This window comes from Zafaria cholistanensis (assembly GCF_008580665.1).
Lineage (GTDB): Bacteria > Actinomycetota > Actinomycetes > Actinomycetales > Micrococcaceae > Zafaria > Zafaria cholistanensis.
In genome coordinates this window covers 56,471-79,825 of record NZ_BKDJ01000009.1, presented here as the reverse complement: position 1 = coordinate 79,825, position 23,355 = coordinate 56,471, and the positions used below count along the sequence as shown (strand labels likewise).

General features: G+C 71.5%; 15 protein-coding genes and 1 tRNA gene. 9 read left to right on the top strand and 7 right to left on the bottom strand.

The window, feature by feature from the left end:
• The first annotated feature begins 36 nt into the window (after window positions 1-36).
• Window positions 37-1,569 (top strand): pyruvate kinase, encoded by a 1,533-nt coding sequence (pyk, locus tag NCCP_RS09735; RefSeq protein WP_149957058.1) that lies wholly within the window; start codon window positions 37-39, stop codon window positions 1,567-1,569.
• 148 nt (window positions 1,570-1,717) lie between these two features.
• On the opposite strand, the gene NCCP_RS09730 is transcribed toward pyk, so the two are convergent.
• A complete protein-coding gene (locus tag NCCP_RS09730) occupies window positions 1,718-2,314 on the bottom strand; it encodes an ANTAR domain-containing response regulator (protein WP_149957057.1) in 597 nt (198 codons plus the stop codon).
• 167 nt (window positions 2,315-2,481) lie between these two features.
• Between NCCP_RS09730 and NCCP_RS09725 the strand changes: the two genes are divergently transcribed.
• Together NCCP_RS09725 and katG are read left to right on the top strand one after the other, a co-directional pair.
• Window positions 2,482-2,563: transfer RNA gene (locus tag NCCP_RS09725), tRNA-Leu, on the top strand.
• A gap of 250 nt (window positions 2,564-2,813) precedes the next feature.
• Window positions 2,814-5,108 (top strand): catalase/peroxidase HPI, encoded by a 2,295-nt coding sequence (katG, locus tag NCCP_RS09720; RefSeq protein ID WP_149957056.1) that lies wholly within the window; start codon window positions 2,814-2,816, stop codon window positions 5,106-5,108.
• A gap of 110 nt (window positions 5,109-5,218) precedes the next feature.
• Here the strand turns inward: katG and NCCP_RS09715 are convergent, their stop codons facing one another.
• Together NCCP_RS09715 and NCCP_RS09710 are read right to left on the bottom strand one after the other, a co-directional pair.
• Window positions 5,219-5,503, bottom strand: a complete 285-nt coding sequence (locus NCCP_RS09715) for a hypothetical protein (protein ID WP_149957055.1) — start codon at window positions 5,501-5,503, stop codon at window positions 5,219-5,221.
• Window positions 5,504-5,805: 302 nt separating this feature from the next.
• A complete protein-coding gene (locus NCCP_RS09710) occupies window positions 5,806-6,033 on the bottom strand; it encodes a hypothetical protein (RefSeq protein ID WP_149957054.1) in 228 nt (75 codons plus the stop codon).
• 283 nt (window positions 6,034-6,316) lie between these two features.
• On the opposite strand from NCCP_RS09710, the gene NCCP_RS09705 reads away from it, so the two are divergent.
• Entirely contained in the window at window positions 6,317-7,219 is a 903-nt protein-coding gene (locus NCCP_RS09705; protein WP_149957053.1) for an SDR family oxidoreductase, read from the top strand.
• Window positions 7,220-7,391: 172 nt separating this feature from the next.
• Here NCCP_RS09705 and treZ read toward each other — a convergent pair whose 3' ends face one another.
• Genes treZ through glgX form a run of 3 tightly spaced genes read right to left on the bottom strand, consistent with a single transcriptional unit; the run spans window position 7,392 to window position 13,748 of the window.
• Entirely contained in the window at window positions 7,392-9,161 is a 1,770-nt protein-coding gene (gene treZ, locus NCCP_RS09700; RefSeq protein WP_149957052.1) for a malto-oligosyltrehalose trehalohydrolase, read from the bottom strand.
• Window position 9,162: 1 nt separating this feature from the next.
• Window positions 9,163-11,502: a malto-oligosyltrehalose synthase gene (treY, locus tag NCCP_RS09695; protein WP_149957051.1), complete on the bottom strand. Its 2,340-nt coding sequence runs from the start codon at window positions 11,500-11,502 to the stop codon at window positions 9,163-9,165.
• 56 nt (window positions 11,503-11,558) lie between these two features.
• Entirely contained in the window at window positions 11,559-13,748 is a 2,190-nt protein-coding gene (gene glgX / locus NCCP_RS09690; protein WP_149957050.1) for a glycogen debranching protein GlgX, read from the bottom strand.
• Between the two features lie 418 nt (window positions 13,749-14,166).
• Here glgX and NCCP_RS09685 point away from each other — a divergent pair, with 418 nt between their 5' ends.
• The 5 genes from NCCP_RS09685 to NCCP_RS15000 all read left to right on the top strand — a co-directional run bounded on the left by NCCP_RS09685 (window position 14,167) and on the right by NCCP_RS15000 (window position 23,069).
• The gene (locus tag NCCP_RS09685) at window positions 14,167-15,471 is read left to right on the top strand and encodes an Hsp70 family protein (RefSeq protein WP_149957049.1); all 1,305 of its coding nucleotides are present in this window, start codon (window positions 14,167-14,169) and stop codon (window positions 15,469-15,471) included.
• 27 nt (window positions 15,472-15,498) lie between these two features.
• Window positions 15,499-18,171 (top strand): LuxR C-terminal-related transcriptional regulator, encoded by a 2,673-nt coding sequence (locus NCCP_RS09680; RefSeq protein ID WP_225873776.1) that lies wholly within the window; start codon window positions 15,499-15,501, stop codon window positions 18,169-18,171.
• A 358-nt stretch (window positions 18,172-18,529) separates the two neighbouring features.
• Window positions 18,530-19,384: an IniB N-terminal domain-containing protein gene (locus NCCP_RS09675; RefSeq protein ID WP_149957048.1), complete on the top strand. Its 855-nt coding sequence runs from the start codon at window positions 18,530-18,532 to the stop codon at window positions 19,382-19,384.
• Between the two features lie 122 nt (window positions 19,385-19,506).
• A complete protein-coding gene (locus tag NCCP_RS09670; RefSeq protein ID WP_149957047.1) occupies window positions 19,507-21,438 on the top strand; it encodes a dynamin family protein in 1,932 nt (643 codons plus the stop codon).
• Window positions 21,435-23,069: a GTPase family protein gene (locus NCCP_RS15000; RefSeq protein WP_172627361.1), complete on the top strand. Its 1,635-nt coding sequence runs from the start codon at window positions 21,435-21,437 to the stop codon at window positions 23,067-23,069. The genes NCCP_RS09670 and NCCP_RS15000 overlap by 4 nt, the downstream gene beginning before the upstream one ends.
• Here NCCP_RS15000 and NCCP_RS09660 read toward each other — a convergent pair.
• Window positions 22,998-23,330: a hypothetical protein gene (locus NCCP_RS09660; RefSeq protein ID WP_149957045.1), complete on the bottom strand. Its 333-nt coding sequence runs from the start codon at window positions 23,328-23,330 to the stop codon at window positions 22,998-23,000. The two genes, NCCP_RS15000 and NCCP_RS09660, sit on opposite strands and share 72 nt — an antisense overlap.
• Window positions 23,331-23,355: the final 25 nt, after the last annotated feature.

Below are 23,355 nucleotides of genomic sequence, written 5' to 3'. Positions count from 1 at the left end.
GCCCCGCGCGGGCCGCTCAGGTACTAGGCTGGGACGGTGAGACGCGCAAAGATTGTGGCCACTTTCGGCCCTGCCATCGGAAGCTACGAGAAGACGCTGGCGGTGCTCGCCGCCGGCGTGGACGTTGCCCGGCTCAACATGAGCCACGGCGAACATTCACACCATTCGGCCACCCTGGCGAACATCCGCCGGGCCGCGGAGGAAGTGGGACGGCCGGTCGGCGTGTTCGCCGACCTCCAGGGGCCCAAGATCCGCCTGGGGCGCTTCAGCGACGGTCCCCATATGCTGGAGGCCGGGGACCGCTTCACCATCACCACCGAGGACGTCCCGGGCACCCGGGAGATCTGCTCGACCACCTTCAAGGGACTGCCCCAGGACGTCGCCCCCGGCGACACCCTGCTCGTCAATGACGGCAAGGTCTCCCTGCGGGCGGTGGAGGTGGACGACACCCGGGTCGTGACCGAGGTCGTCGTGGGTGGGGAGGTCTCCAACAACAAGGGCATCAACCTTCCCGGCGTCGCCGTCAACGTCCCGGCCCTGAGCGAGAAGGACGAACACGACCTGCGCTGGGCCATCCGAGCCGGCGTCGACATGGTCGCGCTGTCCTTCGTGCGCAACGCCACCGACATCGGCCGGGTCCACCAGATCATGGACGAGGAGGGCCGGCGCCTGCCGGTGATCGCCAAGATCGAGAAGCCCCAGGCGGTGCAGGCGCTGCCGGAGATCATCGACGCGTTCGACGCCATCATGGTCGCCCGCGGCGACCTCGGGGTGGAGTTGCCGCTGGAGCAGGTGCCGCTGGTCCAGAAACACGCCATCGAGATGGCCCGGCGCTGGGCCAAGCCGGTGATCGTGGCCACCCAGGTGCTCGAGTCCATGATCGAGTCCCCGACGCCCACCCGTGCGGAGGCCTCCGACTGTGCCAACGCCGTGCTGGACGGTGCCGACGCGGTGATGCTCTCGGGCGAGACCAGCGTCGGGGCCTACCCGGTCGAGACCGTGAGGACCATGGCCAGCATCATCGAGGCGACCGAGGCCGACGGCCTGCAGCGCATTCCGCCGCTGGGATCGCGGCCCAAGACCCGGGGCGGGGCGATTACGCGTGCCGCGGTGGAGATTTCCGAGGAACTGGACGTCCGGTACATCGCGGCGTTCACCCAGTCGGGGGACTCCGCCCGCCGCCTCTCCCGGCTGCGGCCGCGCAAGCCGGTGCTGGGCTTCACGCCCTCAAAGCACACGTACAACATCATGACGCTGTTCTGGGGCGTCGAGCCGAGGCTGGTGGAGTACGCGGACCACTCGGACAAGATGATCGCGCAGGTCGACCGGGAACTGCTGCAGTGCGGACTGGCGGCGGTCAACGACCTGGTGTGCGTCGTCGCCGGCTCCCCGCCCGGGGTCGCCGGATCCACCAACAGCCTGCGCATCCACCGCGTCGGCGACCTGGCCGACGCCGGCCAGCTGCTTGAGGGCCACCACACGCCGGACCGCGAGAAGGTCGGGCCCTGGCGCACCCACGAGGAGGAACTGGAGGAGATGGTCCAGCGCATGCGCGGGGAGCGGGCTTAGCTGTACACCGGGCGCGCAGGAAGGGCCCGGCCTGCAACGGCGGCGGCCACCCGGAAGGGTGGCCGCCGCCGTCGCATCCGGGCCGGAGCCCCGGGCGCCGGCCCGGGTTGGCTTGCCCCTATTTGGCTTGGCCCTATTTGGCCTGGCCCTATTTGACCTGGCTGATGATCGTCTCGGCGACCTCGCGCATGCTCAGGCGCCGGTCCATGGAGGTCTTCTGGATCCAGCGGAAGGCCTCCGGCTCCGTCAGGCCCATCCGGGTGGTCAGCACGCTCTTGGCGCGCTCGACCAGCTTGCGGGTGGCGAACTGCTCCTGCAGGTCCCCGACCTCCATTTCCAGCGCCAGCAGCTCCTCGTGGCGGGCGACCGCGATCTCGATGGCCGGGATCAGGTCGTTGGGGGTGAAGGGCTTGACCACGTACGCCATGGCCCCGGCCTCACGGGCCCGCTCGACCAGTTCCCGCTGGCTGAACGCGGTCAGCAGCACTACGGGGGCGATGCGCTCCTTGACAATGGCCTCGGCCGCAGTAATTCCGTCCATGACGGGCATCTTCACGTCCATCAGGACCAGGTCGGGCTTGTGTTCGCGGGCCAGGGCCACGGCCTTCTCGCCGTTGTCCGCCTCGGCGACCACCTCGTAGCCCTCTCCTTCAAGGATCTCCACGATGTCCAGCCGGATCAGGGTCTCGTCCTCGGCGACCACCACGCGGCGGGCGGGGCGGGGGGCGGCGGGGGATTCCGTCATGGGGTTTCTCCTGTGCTGCCCGGGGGCGGGCGTGGTGCGGTGTTTCCGACTTTAGACTACTGGCATGTAGAGTGGTTCAGCGCAGCTCCGCAGTGTGACGTTTGCGGGGCTTGGGCAGTTGCGCGCCGATCCCCGGCTGATTAGGGTTTTGTTGCGCAGCAGGGCAGGCCCGAGTGGCGGAATTGGCAGACGCACCGCACTCAAAATGCGGCGATGAAAATCGTGTGGGTTCGAGTCCCACCTCGGGCACGATCAGGCCCCGATCCCTTTCTCCGGAAGGGGTCGGGGCCTTTCTGCGTCCTCCGGCGTTCGGTGGCCGGTGCACAACCGGCCCGGTGGCCGCCGGGGCAGAGTCCCGCACCGGTGGGCCGGTTCACGCGGGGAAGGCTGTTCCACTCGTGCCGGGGGCTCTCCCTGAAGGGTCCGCTCATGGTCAAATAGAGGGGTTGAACCGGCTGCCCGAGTCCGACCGCGGCCTCGGCCATAGGGAAGGAAACGCATGACCGATCGCCAGGAGCATCCCCCGACCCCCACCCCGGGAAGCGCCCAGGGCTTGGACCGCAAGGTTGAGGGCGGATGCCCGATCGCCCACGACAGCGTGACCTCGCACGGCAGCGAGAGCGAGAACCCGGCAATTGACTCGCCGCAACCCAAGGCGCACCGGCCGCGGACCGTCGCGGACTGGTGGCCGAACCAGCTTGACCTCTCCGTCCTCCACGACCACCACCCGGCGGGCAACCCGCTCGGCCCCACGTTCAACTACCGCGAGGCGTTCCAGTCCCTCGACGTCGAGGCGCTCAAGCAGGACATCATCAGCATCCTGACCACCTCCCAGGACTGGTGGCCCGCGGACTTCGGACACTACGGGGGCCTGATGATCCGGATGAGCTGGCACGCTGCCGGTACCTACCGCGTCCACGACGGGCGCGGGGGTGCGGGGGACGGCGGCCAGCGCTTCGCACCGCTCAACAGTTGGCCGGACAACGCCAACCTCGACAAGGCCCGGCGACTGCTGTGGCCGGTCAAGCAGAAGTACGGCCAAAAGCTCTCCTGGGCTGACCTGCTTGTCCTCGCAGGCAACGTCGCCCTTGAGTCGATGGGCTTCAAGACTTTCGGCTTCGCCTTCGGCCGGGAGGACGTGTGGGAGCCCCAGGAGATTTTTTGGGGGCCGGAGGACACCTGGCTCGGCGACGAGCGCTACATTGGCGAAGGCCAGATGGCGGAGGAAGTCGGCTCCACCGAAATGGGCCTGATCTACGTCAACCCCGAAGGACCCATGGGCAATCCCGACCCCCTCGCGGCCGCGGCCTTCATCCGGGAAACCTTCAAGCGCATGGCGATGAACGACGAGGAGACGGTCGCGCTCATCGCCGGCGGCCACACCTTCGGCAAGACCCATGGCGCCGCCGGGGCCGACGCGCACGTCGGGCCCGAGCCGGAGGCCGCCGGCCTCGAGGCGCAGGGCCTGGGCTGGCTCAGCAGCTACGGAACCGGCAAGGGGCCGGACACGATCACCTCCGGCCTCGAGGTTACATGGACGGACCAGCCGACCCAGTGGAGCAATCGTTTCTTCGAGATCCTGTTCGAGCATGAATGGGAGCTAGTCAAGAGCCCCGCCGGCGCGCACCAGTGGGTGGCGAAGGACGCCCCGCGGATCGTTCCGGACGCCCACGACCCGGAGAAGAAGCACCGGCCGACGATGCTCACCACGGATCTCTCGCTGCGGGTCGACCCCACCTATGAGAAGATTTCGCGGCGCTTCCTGGAAAACCCGGACGAGTTCGCGCTCGCGTTCGCTAAGGCCTGGTACAAGCTGCTGCACCGCGACCTGGGTCCGGTCGGCCCCCACCTGCTCGGACCGTGGGTCCCCGAGCCCCAGCTCTGGCAGGATCCCGTCCCGGCAGTCGACCACGAGCTGATCGACGAGCAGGACATCGCCTCGCTCAAGGCCCGGCTCCTGGAATCGGGCCTGTCTGTCTCCCAGCTCGCCGGCACCGCGTGGGCCGCGGCGTCCACGTTCCGCAAGACGGACAGGCGCGGCGGAGCCAACGGGGCACGGATCCGGCTGGAACCCCAGCGCGGCTGGGAGGTTAACGAGCCCGAGCAGCTGGCCACCGCGCTGCAGGCCATCGAGGCGGTGCAGCAGCAGTTCAACTCCGCCCAGACCGGGGGCAAAAAGGTGTCGCTCGCGGACCTGATCGTCCTCGGCGGCTGCGCGGCGGTGGAGAAGGCGGCGCGGGATGCCGGCTTCGCCGTCACCGTGCCGTTCCGCCCCGGCCGCACGGACGCCTCCCAGGACCAAACCGACGTCGATTCGGTCAAGTACCTGCAGCCGCGGGCGGACGGGTTCCGCAACTACGTGCGCCCCGGCGAGAAGCTCCAGCCGGAGACCCTCCTGCTGGACAAGGCGTACCTGCTGGACCTCTCCGCGCCGGAGATGACGGTGCTCCTCGGCGGCATGCGGGCCCTCGGGACCAACTTCGGCGGTTCCGCCCACGGCGTGCTCACCGACAGGCCGCAGGTCCTGACGAACGACTTCTTCGTCAACCTGCTCTCCCCGGGCACCCGGTGGAAGGCGTCGGAGGCGGAAGGGAACGTCTATGAAATCAGCGACGTCGCCACCGGCGAGCTGAAGTGGACCGCCACGCCGGTCGACCTGGTCTTCGGATCCAACTCCCAGCTCCGGGCCCTGGCCGAGGTCTACGCGAGCGACGACGCCCGGGAGAAGTTCGTCAACGACTTCGTGGCAGCGTGGGTGAAGGTAATGGAGCTCGACCGCTTCGATCTCCGCTGATCGGAGCCTCTGGAGCGTCCGGGGTGACGGAGCGTCCGGGGTGACGGAGCGTCCGGGCCGGCCGGGGCCGGCCCGGACGCTCCAGTCCCGGAGGTGGTGGTGTGGGACGCCTAGTCCTGGAAGCGGCTGGCCAGGACCTCGAATTCTTCCACTCCCAGGACCTGCATGTGTTGTTCCCTGGCGGTTTCGGAGCGGATCTCGTTCGCCGGTTCCCGGCTCCCGGCAAGGTCGTCCTCCGTGTCCCACAACGTGATGGACAGGGACTGGCTGTCCTTTCCCTTCAGGTAGTAGAGGCCCAGGCATCCGGGCAGTTCCAGCACCCGCCCAATGGTTTCCTCGGTGGGCGTGCCCGGGTTGTCGGGGCTGGTCGTGTAGGTGCTGACGCGAGCGAACATCGTTCCTCCTTGGCGTGATCCCGGCAGGGCGCGGACCCGTCCACAGCCTGCGTGCGGCACCGGGTTCCGGTCCGCACCCGGAAACCACCGGCGTGGCGCCAGGCAAGGTGGCGGTGAGCGCTCCCACCATCAGTAGGGACCCGGAAAGCCCCGGACGCAAGGCCAGGCCGTCCGGAAACGCTGCGGACGGGCCCGTCCCGCACCCAGGCTCCGGGTATCAGAGGCCGGGCGCCGGGTACCAGAGGCCGCGCACCAGAGGCCGCGCACCAGGGGCGGGGCGCCGGGCGCCCGGCGGCAGGCAGCTAGCCGGGGAACGGCACGTTGCGCGGGCCGTCCGGTTCCCCGTCCCCGTCACGGTCGCCGTCGGCCTCCTTCTCGATCCGTTCGGCGAGGGCCTCGCTGCCGGCCACGGGAATCTGCCCTTCCTCCTCCTGGTGCGGGGCCTCGCCGCGGGCCGTCCCGTCGCCGGAGGGGCTGGCCGGGCGCTCCCCGAAGTCCTGGTTGCCGTCGGCGCCGTCGGTGTGGTGCATGGGTCCTCCTCGGTTGGCGGGTCCTTGCGGATCCGGTTCCGGCAGTACATGCCCACCCTACGCCGCACCGGCGTGCCGCGGCAGTGGGGGGGTGCCGCGGCAGGGGACCCAACGGCCTGGCGGTGCGGGGGTGCGGAGTGACGGAGCGGCCTGAAAGTGCCGCCAGGCGGTGCGGCCTGGCGGTGCGGCCTGGCAGGGCCGCCTGACAGGGCCGCCTGACAGGGCCGGCCCGTGTCCGTAGGGTGGGGGCTGGAGTACGACCCGACTACGGAAAGGCCCCACCATGCCGGAATCCGACGTTGCCCGCCGCGCCGCCGCCCTCGCCTCCGAAGACGGGGGGATGCGCCCCCAGCAGCAGGAGCCGCCGGGCCTGACCGGACGCATGGACCCGGTGCCGGACCACGGCGAGGAGACCTGGACCGGGCACGGCCGCCTGGCGGGACTGAAAGCCCTGGTGACCGGAGGGGACTCCGGCATCGGCAGGGCCGTGGCGATCGCCTACGCCCGGGAGGGCGCCGACGTCGCCCTCAACTACCTGCCCGAAGAAGAGCCGGACGCCCGCGACACGGCGCGGTGGATCGAAGAGGCCGGGCGCGCCGCCGTGCTGGTTCCCGGGGACCTGCGCGAGGAGGACGCCTGCGGACGGATCGTGGAGGCGGCGGTGGAGGGGCTCGACGGGCTGAACATCCTGGTCAACAACGCCGGCTACCACTGGGCACGCGGGGAGGCCGGACTGAAGGGGCTGCGCACCGCGGACCTGGAACGGGCGGTGCGCACCAACCTCTACGGCACGCTGTGGGTGACGCGGGCCGCCTTAGGGCACCTGGGCCGGGGGGACTGCATCATCAATACGACGTCGCTGCAGGCCTACCAGCCCTCCGTCACGATGGTGGATTACGCCGCGACCAAGGCCGCCCTGAACAATGTGACCGCCAACCTTGCCGCCGAGTTGGGGCCCGAGGGTATCCGGGTGAACGCGGTGGCCCCCGGCCCTGTGTGGACGCCCCTCCAGCCGGCGACCAAGGAACCCGAGGCCGTGGCGAAGATGGGCCGCGACACGCCCCTGGGCAGGATCGGCCAGCCGGCCGAACTCGCCGGCGCCTACGTGTTCCTGGCCTCGCCCCGGGAGGCCAGCTATGTCAGCGGCACCGTCCTGGGTGTCACCGGCGGGTTGCCGGTCTTCTAGGGCCCGGGTTTTCCAGGCTCCCGGTCCTCGAGGCCTCCGGCCTTGCGGGTCCCGGATGTTCCCGGGTCCGGCAGGGGTCCAGCAGGGGACCGAACGGGGCCCCGGCCGCCGCGGCCGGGGCCCCGTTCGGGCGCCTCTTCCTGCTCCTGTCCGGGCTGAGTCCTGCCCGGGATTAGTCCTGATCCGGCCGCACGCGGCCCAGGCGGACGACGGCGGCCCCGGCCGGAGGCAGCACCAGGTCCGTGCCGTCGGGCCCGGGGTGGCCGATCCCTTCGGTTCCGAAGAGCACCTCCCCGGCGGTCCCGCCCAGCGGGACCTTCCGCTCGTCCCCGGAAAGGTTGGCCAGGATGGCCAGGGAGCCGCGGCGGAGGGACAGCCACCGCTCCTGCTCGTGGTGCTCGACGGCGTCGGGCCAGCGGGTCGCCGCGAGGTCCGGCTCGGTGGCCCGCAGTTTCAGCAGGCGCCGGTAGACCTCGAGCATCCGCGCGTGGTCGCCGTGTTCCGCCTCGCTCCAGTTCAGCTTCGAGCGCTCGAACGTCTGCGGGTCCTGGGGGTCCGGTACCTGGTCCGGGTCCCACCCCATCCGCTCGAACTCCAGCAGCCGGCCCTCGGCGGTGGCCTTGCCGAGTTCGGGCTCGGGGTGGGAGGTGAAGAACGCCCACGGCGTCGACGCGGCGAACTCCTCGCCCATGAAGAGCATGGGCGTGAAGGGCGAGGTCAGGTTCAGCACGGCAGCCTGGACCAGCTGGTCGAAGCCCAGGGTGGCGGTGATCCGGTCCCCGGCGGCGCGGTTGCCGATCTGGTCGTGGTTTTGCGTGCAGACCACCAGCTGGCGCGGCTCCACGCGGGCGTGGTTGACCGGGCGGCCGTGGTGGCGGCCCCGGAACGAGGAATAGCTGCCGTCGTGGAAGAAACCGTCACGCAGCACCTTGGCCAGGGCACCCACGGAGGCGAAGTCCGTGTAGTAGCCCCCGTCCTCGCCGGTCAGGTTGGAGTGGACCGCATGGTGGAAGTCGTCGCTCCACTGGCCGGCCAGGCCATGGCCGTTGATGTCGCGCGGATGGATCAGCCGGTCGTTGTTCAGGTCCGATTCGGCAACCAGGAACAGCGGCCGCCCGCTGCGCGCGGACAACTCGTCGGTGGCGGCGGCAAGCTCCTCCAGCAGGTGCACCGCCCGCTCGTCGCGGAAGGCGTGGACGGCGTCCAGACGCAACCCGTCGACGTGGTAGTCGCGCATCCACATCAGGGCGTTCTCGACGATGTAGGCGCGGACCTCGTCCGATCCCTCCTTGTCGAGGTTGACCGCGTCGCCCCAGGTGTTGGCGTTGCCCTCCACCAGGTACGGGCCGAAGCGCGGCAGGTAGTTGCCGCTGGGGCCAAGGTGGTTGTAGACGACATCCTGCACCACGCCCAGGCCGTGCCGGTGGGCCGCGTCGACGAAGCGCTGGTAGGCGGCGGGCCCGCCGTAGGCCTCGTGCACGGTGTACCAGAGCACGCCGTCGTAGCCCCAGTTGTGCACGCCGTTGAAGCCGTTCACCGGGAGCAGTTCCACATGCTGCACGCCCAGGTCCGCCAGGTAACCCAGCCGCGCCGCGGCGGCGTCGAGGGTGCCCTCCGGGGTGAAGGTGCCCACGTGCATCTCGTAGATCGCCCCTCCGGCCAGGCCCGGGGAAACCCAGCCGCTGTCCTGCCACTGGTGCCCGGAGGGGTCGAAGGTGCGGGAGAGCCCGTGGACTCCGTCGGGCTGGCGCCGCGAGCGCGGGTCCGGCAGCGGCGTCCCTCCGCCGTCGAGCACATAGCCGTAGTCGGCCTCGCCCGCGGGGACTGCGGCGGCGGGCCGCCACCAGCCTCCGCCGCGGTCCTCCATCGGCAGGAGGTCCCCGCCGAGGGCCAGTTCCACCGTGCGGGCGCGCGGCGCCCAGACGTCGAAGCGGGTATCCATGCTACGCATCCTCCCTTACCAGCAGTGCCGCCGGGTAGACGGCGAAGACCTCCCTGGCGTACAGCCGTCCGTCGCTTTCCAGCAGCCGGCCGGTGACCACGTCCCGGTAGGATCCGGGGGCCAGCAGCGCGGCGGTGTCGTGCCAGCCGCCGCCTTCCGCCAGTCCCAGCGGAAGCCGGGTCACCAGGGTGATGGCCCCGCCCCGGTCAAAGCCGAACAGGTGCTGTTCGTCCTCTCCCTCCACCGCCACGGCCTCGTAGCCGGTGAACAGCTCGGGGCGGCCGCGTCGCAGCCGCAGCGCCCTGCTGACCAGCAGCAGCTTGGCCCGCCCGTCCGCCTCCACCGGCGGCAGGGCCGCACCGGCGTCGAGCTCGGCGAGCGCGGCGGCACGGGCCGCGAAGTCCACCGGGCGCCGGTTGTCGGGGTCCACGAGAGAGTAGTCCCAGAACTCGGTGCCCTGGTAGACGTCGGGGACGCCGGGCATGGTCAGCTGGACCAGCTTGGCGGCCAGCGAATTGGACCGCCCGGCCGGAGCGAGGCCGGCCGCCATGGCGGAGACCGCCTCGTTGACCGCCGGATCGTCGAAGGCCTGGTCGATTGCCGCGTGCATGCCCTCCTCGAACCCGGTGTTCGGGTCCGTCCAGGAGGTGCTGTTTCCGGCCTCGCGGGCGGCCTTTTCCGCGTAGGCGTGGGCCCGTTCCCGGCTGAGCGGCCAGGCCCCGATCGCGGCCTGCCACAGCAGGTCGGCAAAGGCCAGGTCTTCCACGGGGACCTTGCTTTCGAACCGCGGCAGGAACTCGGCCCACGCCTCCGCCGCCTCGCTGAGCACGCTGATCCGTGCGCGCGTGTCCTCGGAGCGCTTGGTGTCGTGGGTGGAGAGGGTCGTCATCGAGTCGGGCAGTTCGAGCTGGCGCACGGCGAAGCGGGTGTGCAGCTCGAACGGCTCCACCGCGAACTCCGAGGGGTCGGCCCCCACCTCGTTCAGGGACGTCAGCCTTGTATAGCGGTAGAACGCTGTGTCCTCGACGCCCTTGGCCATGACCATGCCGCTGGTCTGCTGGAAGCGCACGGCCAGTTCGGTTGCCGCGGCGTCCCCGGCCGGTCCCAGCAGCGGATGCAGCACCGTGATCGCCTCGGCCAGGTCGGGCCGGTGCACGCGGGCCGCGATCACGGCCTGGTCCAGGTACTCCCGTCCGTGCGGAAGGTAGCTGCGGTAGACGGGGAAACAGCTGAGGATCTCGGCCAGGGCGTCGGCGGCGGAAGAGGGGTCCAGCCCGGCGTCCGCGGGGACCAGGCGCGTGAGCCGCTGGACCTCGGAGTGCAGCAGTCCGTCCGCGATGGCCCGCTTGGTGTCGTGGATCATCTGCCGGTAGGAGTCATCCCCGGGCACCACGTCGCTGAGCGCTTCGCGGCCCCGCGGGTCCACGAAGAGCCGGTCGACGTCCGCGAGGGCGTCATAGCCCGTGGTCCCCGCGCAGGCCCAGTCGGGCGGGAGCTTCTCTCCGGGCTCGAGGATCTTCTCCACCAGCACGTAGGCTCCGCCGGTCAGCTCGTGCAGCCGGCGCAGGTAGCCCGCCGGGTCCGCGAGGCCGTCGGGGTGGTCGATGCGCAGCCCGTCCACCAGCCCGTCCTCGAACCAGGACCTGACCTCCGCGTGGGCTTCGTCGAAGACCCAGTCCACCTCCACGCGCAGCCCCGCCAGCGAATTGACGCCGAAGAAGCGGCGGTAGTTCAACTCCGCATCGGCCCGGCGCCAGTTCACCAGCTCGTAGTGCTGGCGGGCATGGACGGCGGCGGGGTCGTCGCCGTCCGCGGCGGTGCCCGGGGCAACCGGGAAGGCGTGGTCGAAGTAGTGCAGCTCGAATCCGCCGTCGTCGTCCCGCACCAGGCGCAGCGAGGACTCCTCGGAATCCCCGTCGCCCAGCACGGGCAGGCGCAGCCTGCCCCGTCCCGCGTCCCAGTCCACGTCGAAGGCCTCGGCGTATCGCGAGGCGCGGCCCTCGCGCAGCAGCGACCACCACCAGCTGTTGGCGCGCGGCGTGGCGACCCCCATGTGGTTGGGCACGATGTCCACGAGCAGGCCCATGCCCGCGGCGTGGGCCGCGGTGGAGAGGCGGACCAGCCCCTCGCGCCCGCCCCGGTCCGGGTCCACGGAGGTGGGATCGACGACGTCGTAACCGTGGTCGGACCCCTTTTCCGCGGTGAGGATCGGTGAAAGGTAGAGCCAGTCCACGCCCAGGTCCCTGAGGTAGGGAACCAGGTCGGCGGCGTCATGCAGCGTGAAAGACGGCCTGATCTGCAGCCGGTAGGTCGAAACCGGCGTTTTGTTGAGCGAATGCATTCGATCCCCCGAATCGGTTGTTTCCATTCCAGCTGCCCGGTCCATGGCGCTGCCGGTCAGACCATCGTCTCGCGCGTCTTGGCCCCCGCCAGCGCCGCGAGCGAAGCCGCGACCGAGTGGTCCGGCGCCGGCTCCTCCTCCTGGTTCTCCGCCCGCAGCACGACCATCGAGCGGCCGCGCACGGTGAGCGCGCTCTCCGCCGCCACCGCCGGGGAGTCCGCGTAGCTGCCGGCCGTGTCGATGACCTGCTCCCACTTGGCCCCGTACTTCTCGGCCGGGAGCCTGAACTCGACATCCTCATGGTGGGGGTTGAAGAACAGCAGGAAGTTCAGGTCGGTGACGCGCTGGCCACGGGAGTCGGTTCCGCCGATGCCCTGGCCATTGAGGAAGACCCCGATCGACAGGGCCACGTCCGCGTCCCAGTCCTCGGGCTTCATGGCCTTGCCGTCGGCCCCGAGCCAGACGATGTCCGGAAGCTTGGTGCCGTCGGGGTGCTCGACGGGGCGCCCGTCGAAGAACCTGCGGCGGCGGAAGGTCGGGTGTTCCGCCCGCAGCTTGCTCACCGCGGCCGTGAACTCCAGCAGCGGCTGGTCGGCCGTCTCCCAGTGGATCCAGCTCAGCTCCGAGTCGTGGGCGTAGGTGTTGTTGTTGCCCAGCTGGGTGCGGCCCAGTTCGTCCCCGTGGGCGATCATCGGCACGCCCTGGGAGAGCAGCAGCGTGGCGATGAAGTTGCGCTGCTGGCGGGCCCGCAGCGCCTGGACCTCCGGATCGTCCGTGGGGCCCTCCGCCCCGCAGTTCCAGGAGCGGTTGTGGGACTCGCCGTCGTTGTTGTCCTCGCCGTTGGCCTCGTTGTGCTTCTCGTTGTAGGAGACCAGGTCCCGCAGGGTGAAGCCGTCGTGGGCCGTGACGAAGTTGATCGACGCCACCGGGCGCCGCCCGGAGTGCTCATACAGGTCCGCCGAGCCGGTGATGCGGGAGGCGAACTCGCCCAGGGTGGAGGGCACGCCGCGCCAGAAGTCGCGCACCGTGTCCCGGTACTTGCCGTTCCATTCGGTCCACTGGGGCGGGAAGTTGCCGACCTGGTAGCCGCCGGGCCCGATGTCCCAGGGTTCGGCGATGAGCTTGACCTGGGACACGACCGGATCCTGCTGGATGAGTTCGAAGAAGGTGGAGAGCTTGTCGACGTCGTAGAACTCCCGGGCCAGGGTGGAGGCGAGGTCGAAGCGGAACCCGTCCACGTGCATCTCCGTGACCCAGTAGCGCAGGGAGTCCATGAGCAGCTGGAGCGAGTGCGGACTGCGGACGTTCAGCGAGTTGCCGGTGCCGGTGTAGTCCATGTAGTACTTCTTGTCCTCCTCCATCAGCCGGTAGTAGGACGCGTTGTCGATGCCGCGGAAGGAGAGCGTGGGGCCCATGTGGTTTCCCTCCGCCGTGTGGTTGTAGACCACGTCGAGGATGACCTCGATCCCGGCCAGGTGCAGCGTGCGCACCATCGCCTTGAACTCCTGGACCTGCTGGCCCTGGTCGCCCGTGGAGCTGTAGGTGTTCTGCGGGGCGAAGAAGCCGATCGTGTTGTATCCCCAGTAGTTGGAGAGCCCCTTGTCCTGCAGGGTCGAGTCGTTGACGAACTGGTGAACGGGCATCAGTTCGATCGCCGTGACCCCGAGCTTTTGCAGGTGCGCGATCACGGCCGGGTGGGCGACGCCGGCGTAGGTGCCGCGCTGGTCCTCGGGGATTTCGGGGTGCATCTGCGTCAGGCCCTTGACGTGCGCCTCGTAGATGACCGACTGGTGGTAGGGGGTGCGCGGGCTGCGGTCCCCGTCCCAGTCGAAGAACGGGCTCACCACGACGCCAAGCATCATGTGCGGCGCGGAATCCTCGTCGTTGCGGGAATCCTCGTCCCCGAAGTTGTAGCCGAACAGGGCCTGGTCCCAGCTGACCTGCCCTTCGACGGCCTTGGCGTAGGGATCCAGCAACAGCTTGTTGGGGTTGCACCGCAGGCCCTGGGCGGGATCGTACGGGCCGTGGACCCGGTAGCCGTAGCGTTGTCCGGGGATGATCTGGGGCAAGTAGCAGTGCCAGACGTACCCGTCGACCTCGGTGAGGTCGACCCGGGTCTCCTTGCCCTCGTCGTCGAACAGGCACAACTGAACGGCTTCGGCGACTTCGCTGTACAGGGCGAAGTTAGTGCCGGTGCCGTCGTAGGTGGCACCCAGTGGGTAAGCGTTGCCGGGCCAAACTTCCATGAACTCTCCAAACCAATGCGCTGTGGGTGGTACATGCTGCCCTGCCGGGCCCTTGTCGTGAAACCCACACTAGCGGCTAGGCGGCAGTGCGGGGCAACGCCCCTGCCCCGCGCAGCGCGGTACGCGGGGCCGCGGGAACCGTGCCCGAAGCGCGCCGTTCCGGTCCGCGGAACAACTGACACCCATGGCAGCGCCGCTGCCGATCCTGCCTGGTCCGGACTCCACGGTTCGCTGCGCAATCCCGCCGGTCCGTACCGTGAGGGCACGCCCCGCGCAGACCCGCGCGCCCGTATTTCCCGGGCAGCAGGAAGAGGGCCGGGAAGCCGCACCCATTCCGGTGCGCGAAACCGGATGCTAGCCTGAGCGCGCCCGGCCAGGTTCGTGCGGGCGGCGGTTCAAGTCACTTCTTGGGGGAAACGTGACATATGTTCTTGGCATTGACCTGGGCGCGTGCTCTACCGGAGCCGCGATTCTCCGGCCCGGCAGCGGGGAGGATCCCGCCCCGCTGGGCCTCGGTGTGCACACCCCCAGGGCCGCAAGCGCCCTGTTCCTGGCCGCGGATGGCCGCGTCCTGGCCGGGGATGCCGCCGAATCCCGGGGCTGGGAATGCCCGGAACGCCTGGCCCGGGGATTCAAGGCCCGGGTGGGGGACTCGGTCCCGCTGGCCGTGGGGGAGGCCCTGGTCCCGGCGGAGGAACTGTACGCGGCGCTGGCCCGCTGGGTGGTCACCACCGTGGAGGCCCGCGAGGGGGCTCCCGCGGCAGCGGTGGCCCTGACCCACCCGCGCGGGTGGGGCGGGTACCGGGTGTCGGTCGCCCGGCGGGCGCTGGCGGAGGCAGGGCTGGCCCATGCGCTCCTGCTCAGCGAACCGGAAGCGGCCGCGCTGCACCACGCCGCCGGGACTCCGCTGGATCCGGGCGCCATGGTGGCAGTGTGCAACCTCGGCGGCAGCGTTGAGGCCACCGTCCTGCGCAGGGGCGCGGGAACGGACCGCGGGGCCGCGGACTTCGAGACCCTGGGCCGTTCCGGCGGCCCCGCCCGGGACCTGGGCGCCGAGCTGGACGAGGCCGTGTTCGCGCATGTCCTCGACGCGCTGGGCGGGCCGGCCGGGGAGCCGGACACCGGAGATCCCCGCGTCGCGTCCGCGCTGGCGCAGGTTCGGCGCGAATGCGCCACAGCCAAGGAGGCGCTCGCCGGAGGCGCCGAAGCCACCGTCAAGGTGGTCCTGCCCGGGGCGCGAAAGCAGGTGCGGATCACCCCGGAGGAGTTCGAGGCACTGGCCGGGAACCTCCTGCGCGGGGCCGCGGACATCCTGGGCCAGGCGCTGCGCTCGGCCAGGGTGTCCGTCCGGGACCTGGCTGCGGTCATCCTCACCGGGGGAACGGCCGCCATTCCCCTCGCGGCGCGGATCCTCGCCGAAGAAGCTCCCGGGGCAGTCGCGGCCGATGCCGATCCCGCCTCCGTGACCGCCCGGGGCGCAGCACTGGCCGCGGCCGGCCACCTCAAGGCCGGCGTGGGCACGGAGGCCGTCGTGGCCAGCGTCTTGAGGGTCCATGGAACTGCGGTCCGGCCCCATCCGGACGACCTTGGCCTGCTGCTCCCCGCCCCCCCGACGGTGGAGGCCGGCGGGGTCCTCTACATCCCCGTGCCCCGGACCCGGCAGCGGATCGCGGCCGGCACGGGGATGACCGCGGCGTCCGGCGCCTCCCGGCCGGGGGCGTGATCCGGCATGGAGCGGGAAACCCATCCGATGGCCGCGGCGCGCCCACTGGACCGGACGCATGCGGCCACCCTGTTCGCGGACGTCTCGGCGCGCCCCAAGGAACGTCTGCTGGTCGGCATCGCAGGTGCCGGAGGGTCGGGCAAAACCGCCCTGCTGGACCGCCTGGAGGCGACATACCGGGCCCGCGGCATCCCCGTCAGCCGCGACCACGCCGCCGTGTATCCTGCCAGTCCCGCGGATCCTGCCGGACATGCGGTCCCGTCGGCCGTACTGGTCGATGACGCCCACCGGCTCGGCGAAACGGAACTGGGCCGCCTGCAGTCGATGGTCGACGGCGACCATGCCGACCTTGTGGTCGCCTACCGCAGCTCGTCCCGCACCCCGGCCCTGGACAGGCTGGTGCGGGCCCTTGAACGGCACCGGCCACAGGTGGTCCTGGACCCGCTGGGCCCCGGGGAGGTCCAGGCCCGGATCGCGGCCGTGACCGGGGCCCCCGCGCCCCCGGCGCTGGTGGCCGACGTGCTGGACAAAACCGGAGGCATGGCGTGGCTGGTCGCGCGGACGCTGCCGGCCCTGGGTGACGGGGACGCCGTCGCGCTCGATCCCCAGGGGATGCAGGCCGTGGCGGAGCAGCTCGGCCGCGACCTGCAGAGGGTCGATGAGGGCCTGCGCCACGTGCTCCTTTCGCTCGCCGCCGGCTTCGACTCCGCCGAGGTGGAACCCCCATGGCCGGATTTCGCGGGCCAAACCATTGACGAACTGGTGGACGAGGCCCGTACCGCCGGGCTGCTGCTGCCCGACGGCCGCCTCATCCCGCTGGTGCGCCAGGCCCTGATCGGCACCATGCCGCGGTTCCGGCTGCGCAGCCTCCAGCGGGCGCTGGTTGATGGCTACGTGGCCACCGGATGCGCCCTCGAGGGCGTCGCCCGGGACCTGGCCCGCAGCGGGGTGCGGGATATCCGGGTGGCCCGCGCCCTGGAGCAGGCGGGGGACGGCGTGCTGGGCACCGACCCCGCCCGCGCGCTGCAACTGTACGACGAAGCGAAAACCGCCGGTGCCGACGGGGTGCTCCTGGCACCCCGTCGGGCCCAGGCGGCACTGGCGGGAGGAGACCTGGAGGGGGCGGGGCGGATTGTCGACGGGCTCCTTGCCCTGGACAGTCCTCCGGACGCGGAGCGGGTGGCCAACACCGCCGCCGCCATATGGTCCCGGCGCGGACTGCTGGCCCGGGGCGCCGACGCGTACCGCTGGCTGGGCCCGGCCAGGACCGGGGAATCCTCCTCCCTGGCCGCCGTGGCCCTGGTCGGCGTCGGGGACCTGGCCGGGGCGCGGAGCATGCTGGAAACCGCGGTGCGGTCCGGTTCGCCCACCCTCCACTCCGTGGCCGCGGCGCTGATGGGACAGGGCTGCCTGGACGCGGCGGAAGGACGGGCCGCCGAGGCGCTGTCGGCGCTGGTCCGGGCCTCGGACACCCTCACGGCCGCCGGCGCCCTGGTGCCGCTGCCGGAACTGCCCGCGGTGCTGGCCGCCCTGGTGGCCCTGCACTGCGGAAAACCCGGCACGGCGGAATCGATCCTTGCCGCCGCACTGGCCGGAGGACAGGGAGGGAAGGCTGCCCGGCCCCGCATGCTGCTGCTGCAGGCGTGGTCCCACATGCTGCTGGACCGCCCGGAGCGGGCCCGTGCCCTCATGGCCGAGGCCACCGGGGGCGCCCATCCGGCGACCCCCCGCGACAAGCTGTTCCTGCACGCGCTCGCCGTCGGCCTGGCCCGGCGCGCCGACGACCTCCCGGCCCTCGTGCGCGCCTGGCGCAAGGCCCGGGAGCACCAGATGCATGTTGTTGCGGATCTCTACTGCCTCCTGCCGCTGGGTGAGCTGGCGGTAGCCGGCGCACGGTTGCGCGACGACGGTCCGTTGCAGCCGCAACTGGAGGAAGCCTGGGCCGTGCTGGGACGGCTGGGAGACCCGCCGCTGTGGGCGGTCCCGCTGCACTGGTATTCGATGCAGGCAGCGCTCCTGGCCGAACGCCCGCACGACCTTGCCCCGCATGCCGCCGCGCTGGCCCGCGCCGCGTCGCTGGACGGGCCGGTGTCCCGGCTGGCTTCGCGGCTGGCCACCGCGGGGAAGGCCTGGGTCGCCGTCCTGGCGGGGGAAGTCGACGCCGCCGCCGTCGAATCCGCCGCGAACGGCCTGGCCGGCGCCGGCCTGGCATGGGAGGGCGCGCGGCTGGCCGGACACGCCGCGGGCCGGGCGGATGACCGCAGGGACATGCACCGGCTGCTCTCCTGCGCCCGGGACCTGCGCCGCGGAGCCCACGCGGCGGCAGAGGGCCCTGCGGCGGCAGAGGGTTTTGCGGCAGCCCCCCCGCCCGGGGGATCGGGAGCGTCCACCGGCGGGGCCTCCGCCGGCGGAGAGCCTGCCCGGGAGGCGCCCGCCGGGCCGGCACCCTCTGCGGCGGCGCTCAGCCCCCGGGAACGGGACGTCGCCCGGCTGGTCCTCCAGGGCAAGACCTACCGCGAGATCGGGGAGGCGATGTTCATCTCTCCCCGCACCGCGGAGCACCACATCGCCCGCATCCGGCACCGGCTGGGGGCGGCCACGCGCCCGGAACTGCTGGCCCGGCTCCGGCTGGTCCTTGACGGCGGGGAAACCGGGGCGGCGGCCGGGGGCGGGGACGCCGCCCCTGTTGGGGCCAGATGACGGGCCACCCCCTGCCAGGGCGCCCCTTCCGGTCCCTTTTCCGGGTCCCTGTCCCGCGCGTGCCGTTACGTCCCCGATTCCCTGCCGTCCGTGCCCGCCGGTTTTCCCCGACGCAGCCCGGCGGCCCATTGCGCGGCGCACTTCCGAGGGCAGCTGTCAACCCCTGGCGCCCCTCAAGTGCCCCCTCAAGTGCCCCCAGTTTCCCCCCGGCCCGCGGGGCGGGACCCCCTATAGGGGGATCCGCCATTAGGGGATGAGTCCCGATGCGGGGCCGGTGTGGCCCGCATAGGTTAGGGGTGCCGGGCACTTGTCCGACAGACTGCACATCCGAAGAATTTTCGGCCTGAAGGAGCCTCGCATGACGAACGTTTCGACCGTTCTGCTCGACTTCATGATGAACCTTTTCAAGGACCCGGGAGCCGTGAAGGCCTTCCAGGAGGACCCCGACCGGTCCCTTGGTGCCGCCGGCCTGGGCAATGTCTGCTCCTCCGACGTGGACGCGGTCCTGCCCAGCCTCGTTGACTTCTCCGATGTCTCATTCGACCGCGACTATGACACCGGCGGCAACGACTCGACGATCGAGGGCAACGACCCCGAGTCCGACTTCGACCTGAGCGGGCGCGTCAGCGACCTTGGCTGGGGCGGCGGCGGTGCCGGCGGCGGCGGCGGTGGGGGTGGCGGCGGCATTGGTGCTTTCAGCGCCGGCGGCAGCGGGGGCAGTGGAGGAAGCGGCGGGAGCGGGGGCAGTGGGGGAAGCGGCGGCGACTACGACCGCGCCGTGGAGCACATCACCCGGATCGTGAACGAGTACTCCTACACCTCGAAGGTCGATGACCGCGACACGATCACGGACCAGTCCGTGAACCAGAACATTTGGGCCAACGGCGACGTTACCCAGAACTTCGACAACGAATCGGTGGTGACCTCGGGCGACCACTCGGCGTCGTCCTCCGGCGCCGGGTCCGCAGCCGTCAGCGGCAGCTCCAGGGCCGACGTCAGGACCGATGCCTCGACCGAGGTGCATTCCGGAGGCAGCAACAACAACGTCACCGCCGGCACCTCGCGCACGAAGGTGGAGGACAACTCGGTCAACGTGGAGATCGAACGCTACGAGCCCGAGTTCACCGACATCGACGATTCGGTCGTGGTACAGGAGAACGACGTCGACCTCGACGTGGACCTGCCCGCGGCAGGCGGCGTGGACGCACCGTAGGGAACAGCACCCCGGCGCCAGCCGCCCGGGCAGGGGCCCGCGGGCCCCTGCCTGTCCGGCCGGGGGCGCCGCCCCGCCGGACAGGCCCCCGCGGGGCCTGTCCGCAAGCGCAAGGAGGAAACGTGGCTGAACTGGTTGACCTGCTCGGGGACGGCATTGCCGAGGCGGAACCGGCCGGCCGGCCGGACCTGCGCCGCCGCCTGGAAAACACGCGCCGCAGGCTCCTGGAGCGGGACGTCCGCGTGGTCGTGGTCGGGGAGTTCAAGCAGGGGAAGAGCCAACTGGTCAACGCCCTGGTCAACGCCCCCGCCTGCCCGGTGGACGATGTCCTGGCCACCTCCGTGCCCACCGTGGTCCGCCACGGGGAGACCCCGTCCGCGACAGTCCTGGTCCCGCAGGACGGTGACCCGTTCGGGGACGGAGCGGCCACCGCCGAGCGCCGGCCCGTGGGCCTGGAGGAGATCGGGACCTATGTGTCCGCGAAGGGCAACGCCGGAAACCGCATGCGGTTGCTGGGGGCCGAGGTCCGGGTCCCGCGCCACCTCCTGGCCGACGGACTGGTCATCGTGGATTCTCCCGGCGTGGGGGGCGTGCATTCGGCCCACGAGCTGGCGGCCCTGGTCGCCCTGGGCAGCGCGGACGCGATGCTGCTGGTCACCGATGCCTCGCAGGAACTTACCGAGTCCGAGCTCCGGTTCCTGCGCCAGGGGCTGCAGCTGACGCCCCACGTAGCCTGCGTGGTGACCAAGACCGACATCTATCCCCACTGGCGCGAAGTGGCCGTCGCGGACAGGGACCACCTGGACCGCATTGACCCGGCCATTCCCCTGTTTCCCGTCTCCGCCGAACTGCGGCTGCACGCGGCCCGGCTGCAGGACAGCGAGCTGCACGCCGAATCCGGATACGGACCGCTGGTGGCATACCTGCGCGGGGAGGTGGTCGGGAAGGCCCGGCGCACCCGCCAGCGACGGGCCGCCCAGGACCTTCGGTCCGTCATCGACCAGCTGCGGCTGTCCCTGCGGACCGAGCTGGACGCCCTGGAGAACCCGTCCGGAACGCCCCGGCGCCTTGCCGAGCTGGAGGCGGCCAGGCAGCGGGCCGACGAACTGCGCCGCCGTTCGGCCCGGTGGCAAACCACGCTCAACGACGGCGTCGGCGACCTGATCGCGGACCTCGAGCACGACCTCCGGGACCGGCTGCGGCACATCCAGCGGGAAGCCGAAACGGCGATCGACCAGGGCGATCCCGGCCCCGTCTGGTCCGATTTCTCCGCGTGGCTTCAGCAGCGGGTCGCAGCGGCGGTATCGGACACCTTCGTGTGGACCGACGGCCGCGCGGCGTGGCTGGCCCGCGAGGTGGCCGAGCATTTCGCCGCGGACGGCGTGGCCCTGCCGGAACTGCGCGTCGGCGACACGGGCAGCGTGCTGGACCCCGTCGCCCCCGTGCCCGACCTGGACCGCGGATACGTCGGCTTCTTCCAGAAGGTGCTGATCGGCATGCGCGGTTCCTACGGAGGTGTCCTGATGTTCGGCCTCCTCACCGGACTGGCCGGAATGCCGCTGATCAACCCCATCTCCGTGGGCGCCGGGGTGCTGCTGGGGGCCAAGGGATACCAGGAGGACCGGCAGGCCCGCCTCAAGCGCCGCCAGGGCGACGCCAAGACCCTGGTGCGCCGCCACATCGACGACGTCGTCTTCCAGGTGGGCAAGCAGCTCAAGGACAGGCTCCGGCTGGTCCAGCGCGAGACCCGGGACCACTTCACGGACATCGCGGAAGAGCACCACCGGTCCCTGACCGACTCCTCCCACGCCGCCCAGGAGGCCGCGGCCACCTTCGCCGCCGAACGCGACGGGCGCATCCGGCAGATCCGGGACCGGCTGGGACGCCTTGACGCGCTGGACGCCCGCCTGGCGGCGGCCGACGCGAACCCGGGGGACGGGCCGCAGGGGCTCGGGACGGAAGAAGCGGAACGGGGCCTCCAGGAACAGGGCCTCCAAGAACACGGCACACAGGAACACGGCGGGCCGGAGCGGGCCGGAGCGGGGCGGGCATGAACGGAACGGGTACGCACGCGGTAGGCACGAACGCCGCGGTCAGGGCGGCGGTGGGCGGGCTCATCCGGGACACGCTGGAGGTCTACCGGGACGATCCGGCCGCGTGCGCCCTGCTGCGCGGGTACGCCGAACGGATGGGGGAGCCGGTGAGGGTTGCCCTGGCGGGGCTGGCCAAGTCCGGCAAGACCACGCTGCTGAACGCCATCGTGGGCGAGGGGATCGCCCTGGAGGAGGCCCGCCGGCACCCGCACCTGGTGGTGTGGTACCGCTATGGCCCCGCCCCCCGGGCCACGGCCCATTCCTTTTCCGGCCAATCCCGCCCGCTGCGCCTGGACCGAAGGGACGGCCGGCTGGTCGTGGACCTGGGCGGACCGGCCGCGCAGGAGGTGGAACGCCTGGTCATCGAGTGGCCCGCGGAGGGGCTGCGCTCCCTGACCCTGATCGACACCCCGGGTCCGGCCTCGCCGCCGGACCCGAACCCCACCCGCCCGCTTGAACCCGCCGGCCTGCCCGAACCCGCCGCACCGGGCGGCCTTCCCTTTCCCCCGCGCGTGGCCGCAGAGGCCGATGCCGTCGTGTACCTCATGCGCCACCCGCGCGAGGCGGACCTGGACCACTTGCGGGCGCTGCGGGATGCGGCCGCCCCCGGCGCCGGCGCCGCCAACGTCCTGGTGGTGCTTTCCCGGGCCGACGAAATTGGCGCGGGCCGGATCGGCTCGCTCATCTCCGCGGGCGCCTGTGCCGAACAGTATGCCCGCGGGGGCGCACTGCGCGACCTGGCCCTGGGGGTGGTCCCGGTTGCCGGCCTGCTGGCCCGGGCGGCCCGCACCCTGCACCGGGAGGAATTCGGTGCGTTGGTGCAACTGGCCGGCCTCGACCGAAGCGCGCGGGAGCGGCTTCTGCTCTCCGCGGACCGGTTCGTCCGCTCGGACGGGCCGGAGGATATGGACCCGGACCTGCGGGCCCGGCTCCTGGAACGGTTCGGCCTGTTTGGCATCAGGTTGGCCGCCGCCCTGATCCGCGGGGGAACCGACAGGCCGCTTCCGCTGTCCCGCGAACTCGCCCGGCGCAGCGGGCTGGCCGGCCTGCTGGAGCTCATTTCGGCCGGCTTCGTGGCACAGGGGAGCCGGTTGAAGGCGTGCGCGGTCCTGGACGGCATCGAGGCCCTGCTCCGGACGCGCCCGCGCCCCGGAGCGATCCGGCTGGCCGAGTCGCTCGAACGCGTCCGGGCCAACGCCCAGGACTTTCCGGAACTGCGGACCGCGGCCCGGGTGCACGGAGGCCGGCTGCCCGTGGAACCGTGGCTTGCCGCCGAGGCGGGGCGCCTTGTGGGTGGAGGCGGCGACACGCCGGCGGAGCGGCTGGGGATGGCCGGAGGGGACGCCTCGGACGGGGAGCTGCGGGCGCGCGCCCTGGAGTGCCTGGGCCGATGGCGCCGGGCCGCCGCGAACCCGTTGGCGGACCGCGCCGCCCTTGAGGACTACCGGACCGTCATCCGCAGCTGCGAGGCCGCGCTGGCCCTTCTGGCACCCGCGGCCGGCCCGGACAGGGTCCGGGTCCTACTTCGCCCGGAACCAGGCACTGGTCCCGTCCAGCACGCCCAGCACCAGCGCCACCCCGCTCAACGCTAGCTGCGCCAGCAGCAGGACGCTGGTGGCCGTTCCCGCGCCCGAGGGCAAAACCAGGAAAGCGTCCACCACGACGACGGCGAACCCGTGCAGGGGCAGGACGGCCAGAAGGGCCCAACGCAGGCGGCCGTGCCGGTTCATCATCACTTTCACCAGCAGGGCCTGGATGGCCATGACGGCCAAAAGCGTGCCCAGGCATCCCCAAAACAGCGTCGACACCAGGGCATCCAGCGCCACCTCGTGCCCGACGGTCTGGCGCTGCATGACCAGCCCCTTAAGGTGCTCCAGC

What these genes read in the sequence shown, in the direction of transcription:
- NCCP_RS09660 (WP_149957045.1), bottom strand. Translation starts at nt 23,330, where the DNA reads ATGCAGCGCCAGACCGTCGGGCACGAGGTGGCGCTGGATGCCCTGGTG.
- NCCP_RS09715 (WP_149957055.1), bottom strand. Translation starts at nt 5,503, where the DNA reads ATGTTCGCTCGCGTCAGCACCTACACGACCAGCCCCGACAACCCGGGC.
- NCCP_RS09710 (WP_149957054.1), bottom strand. Translation starts at nt 6,033, where the DNA reads ATGCACCACACCGACGGCGCCGACGGCAACCAGGACTTCGGGGAGCGC.
- NCCP_RS09675 (WP_149957048.1), top strand. Translation starts at nt 18,530, where the DNA reads ATGACGAACGTTTCGACCGTTCTGCTCGACTTCATGATGAACCTTTTC.
- katG (WP_149957056.1), top strand. Translation starts at nt 2,814, where the DNA reads ATGACCGATCGCCAGGAGCATCCCCCGACCCCCACCCCGGGAAGCGCC.
- treZ (WP_149957052.1), bottom strand. Translation starts at nt 9,161, where the DNA reads ATGGATACCCGCTTCGACGTCTGGGCGCCGCGCGCCCGCACGGTGGAA.
- glgX (WP_149957050.1), bottom strand. Translation starts at nt 13,748, where the DNA reads ATGGAAGTTTGGCCCGGCAACGCTTACCCACTGGGTGCCACCTACGAC.
- NCCP_RS15000 (WP_172627361.1), top strand. Translation starts at nt 21,435, where the DNA reads ATGAACGGAACGGGTACGCACGCGGTAGGCACGAACGCCGCGGTCAGG.
- treY (WP_149957051.1), bottom strand. Translation starts at nt 11,502, where the DNA reads ATGCATTCGCTCAACAAAACGCCGGTTTCGACCTACCGGCTGCAGATC.
- NCCP_RS09730 (WP_149957057.1), bottom strand. Translation starts at nt 2,314, where the DNA reads ATGACGGAATCCCCCGCCGCCCCCCGCCCCGCCCGCCGCGTGGTGGTC.
- NCCP_RS09680 (WP_225873776.1), top strand. Translation starts at nt 15,499, where the DNA reads ATGGCCGCGGCGCGCCCACTGGACCGGACGCATGCGGCCACCCTGTTC.
- NCCP_RS09705 (WP_149957053.1), top strand. Translation starts at nt 6,317, where the DNA reads ATGCCGGAATCCGACGTTGCCCGCCGCGCCGCCGCCCTCGCCTCCGAA.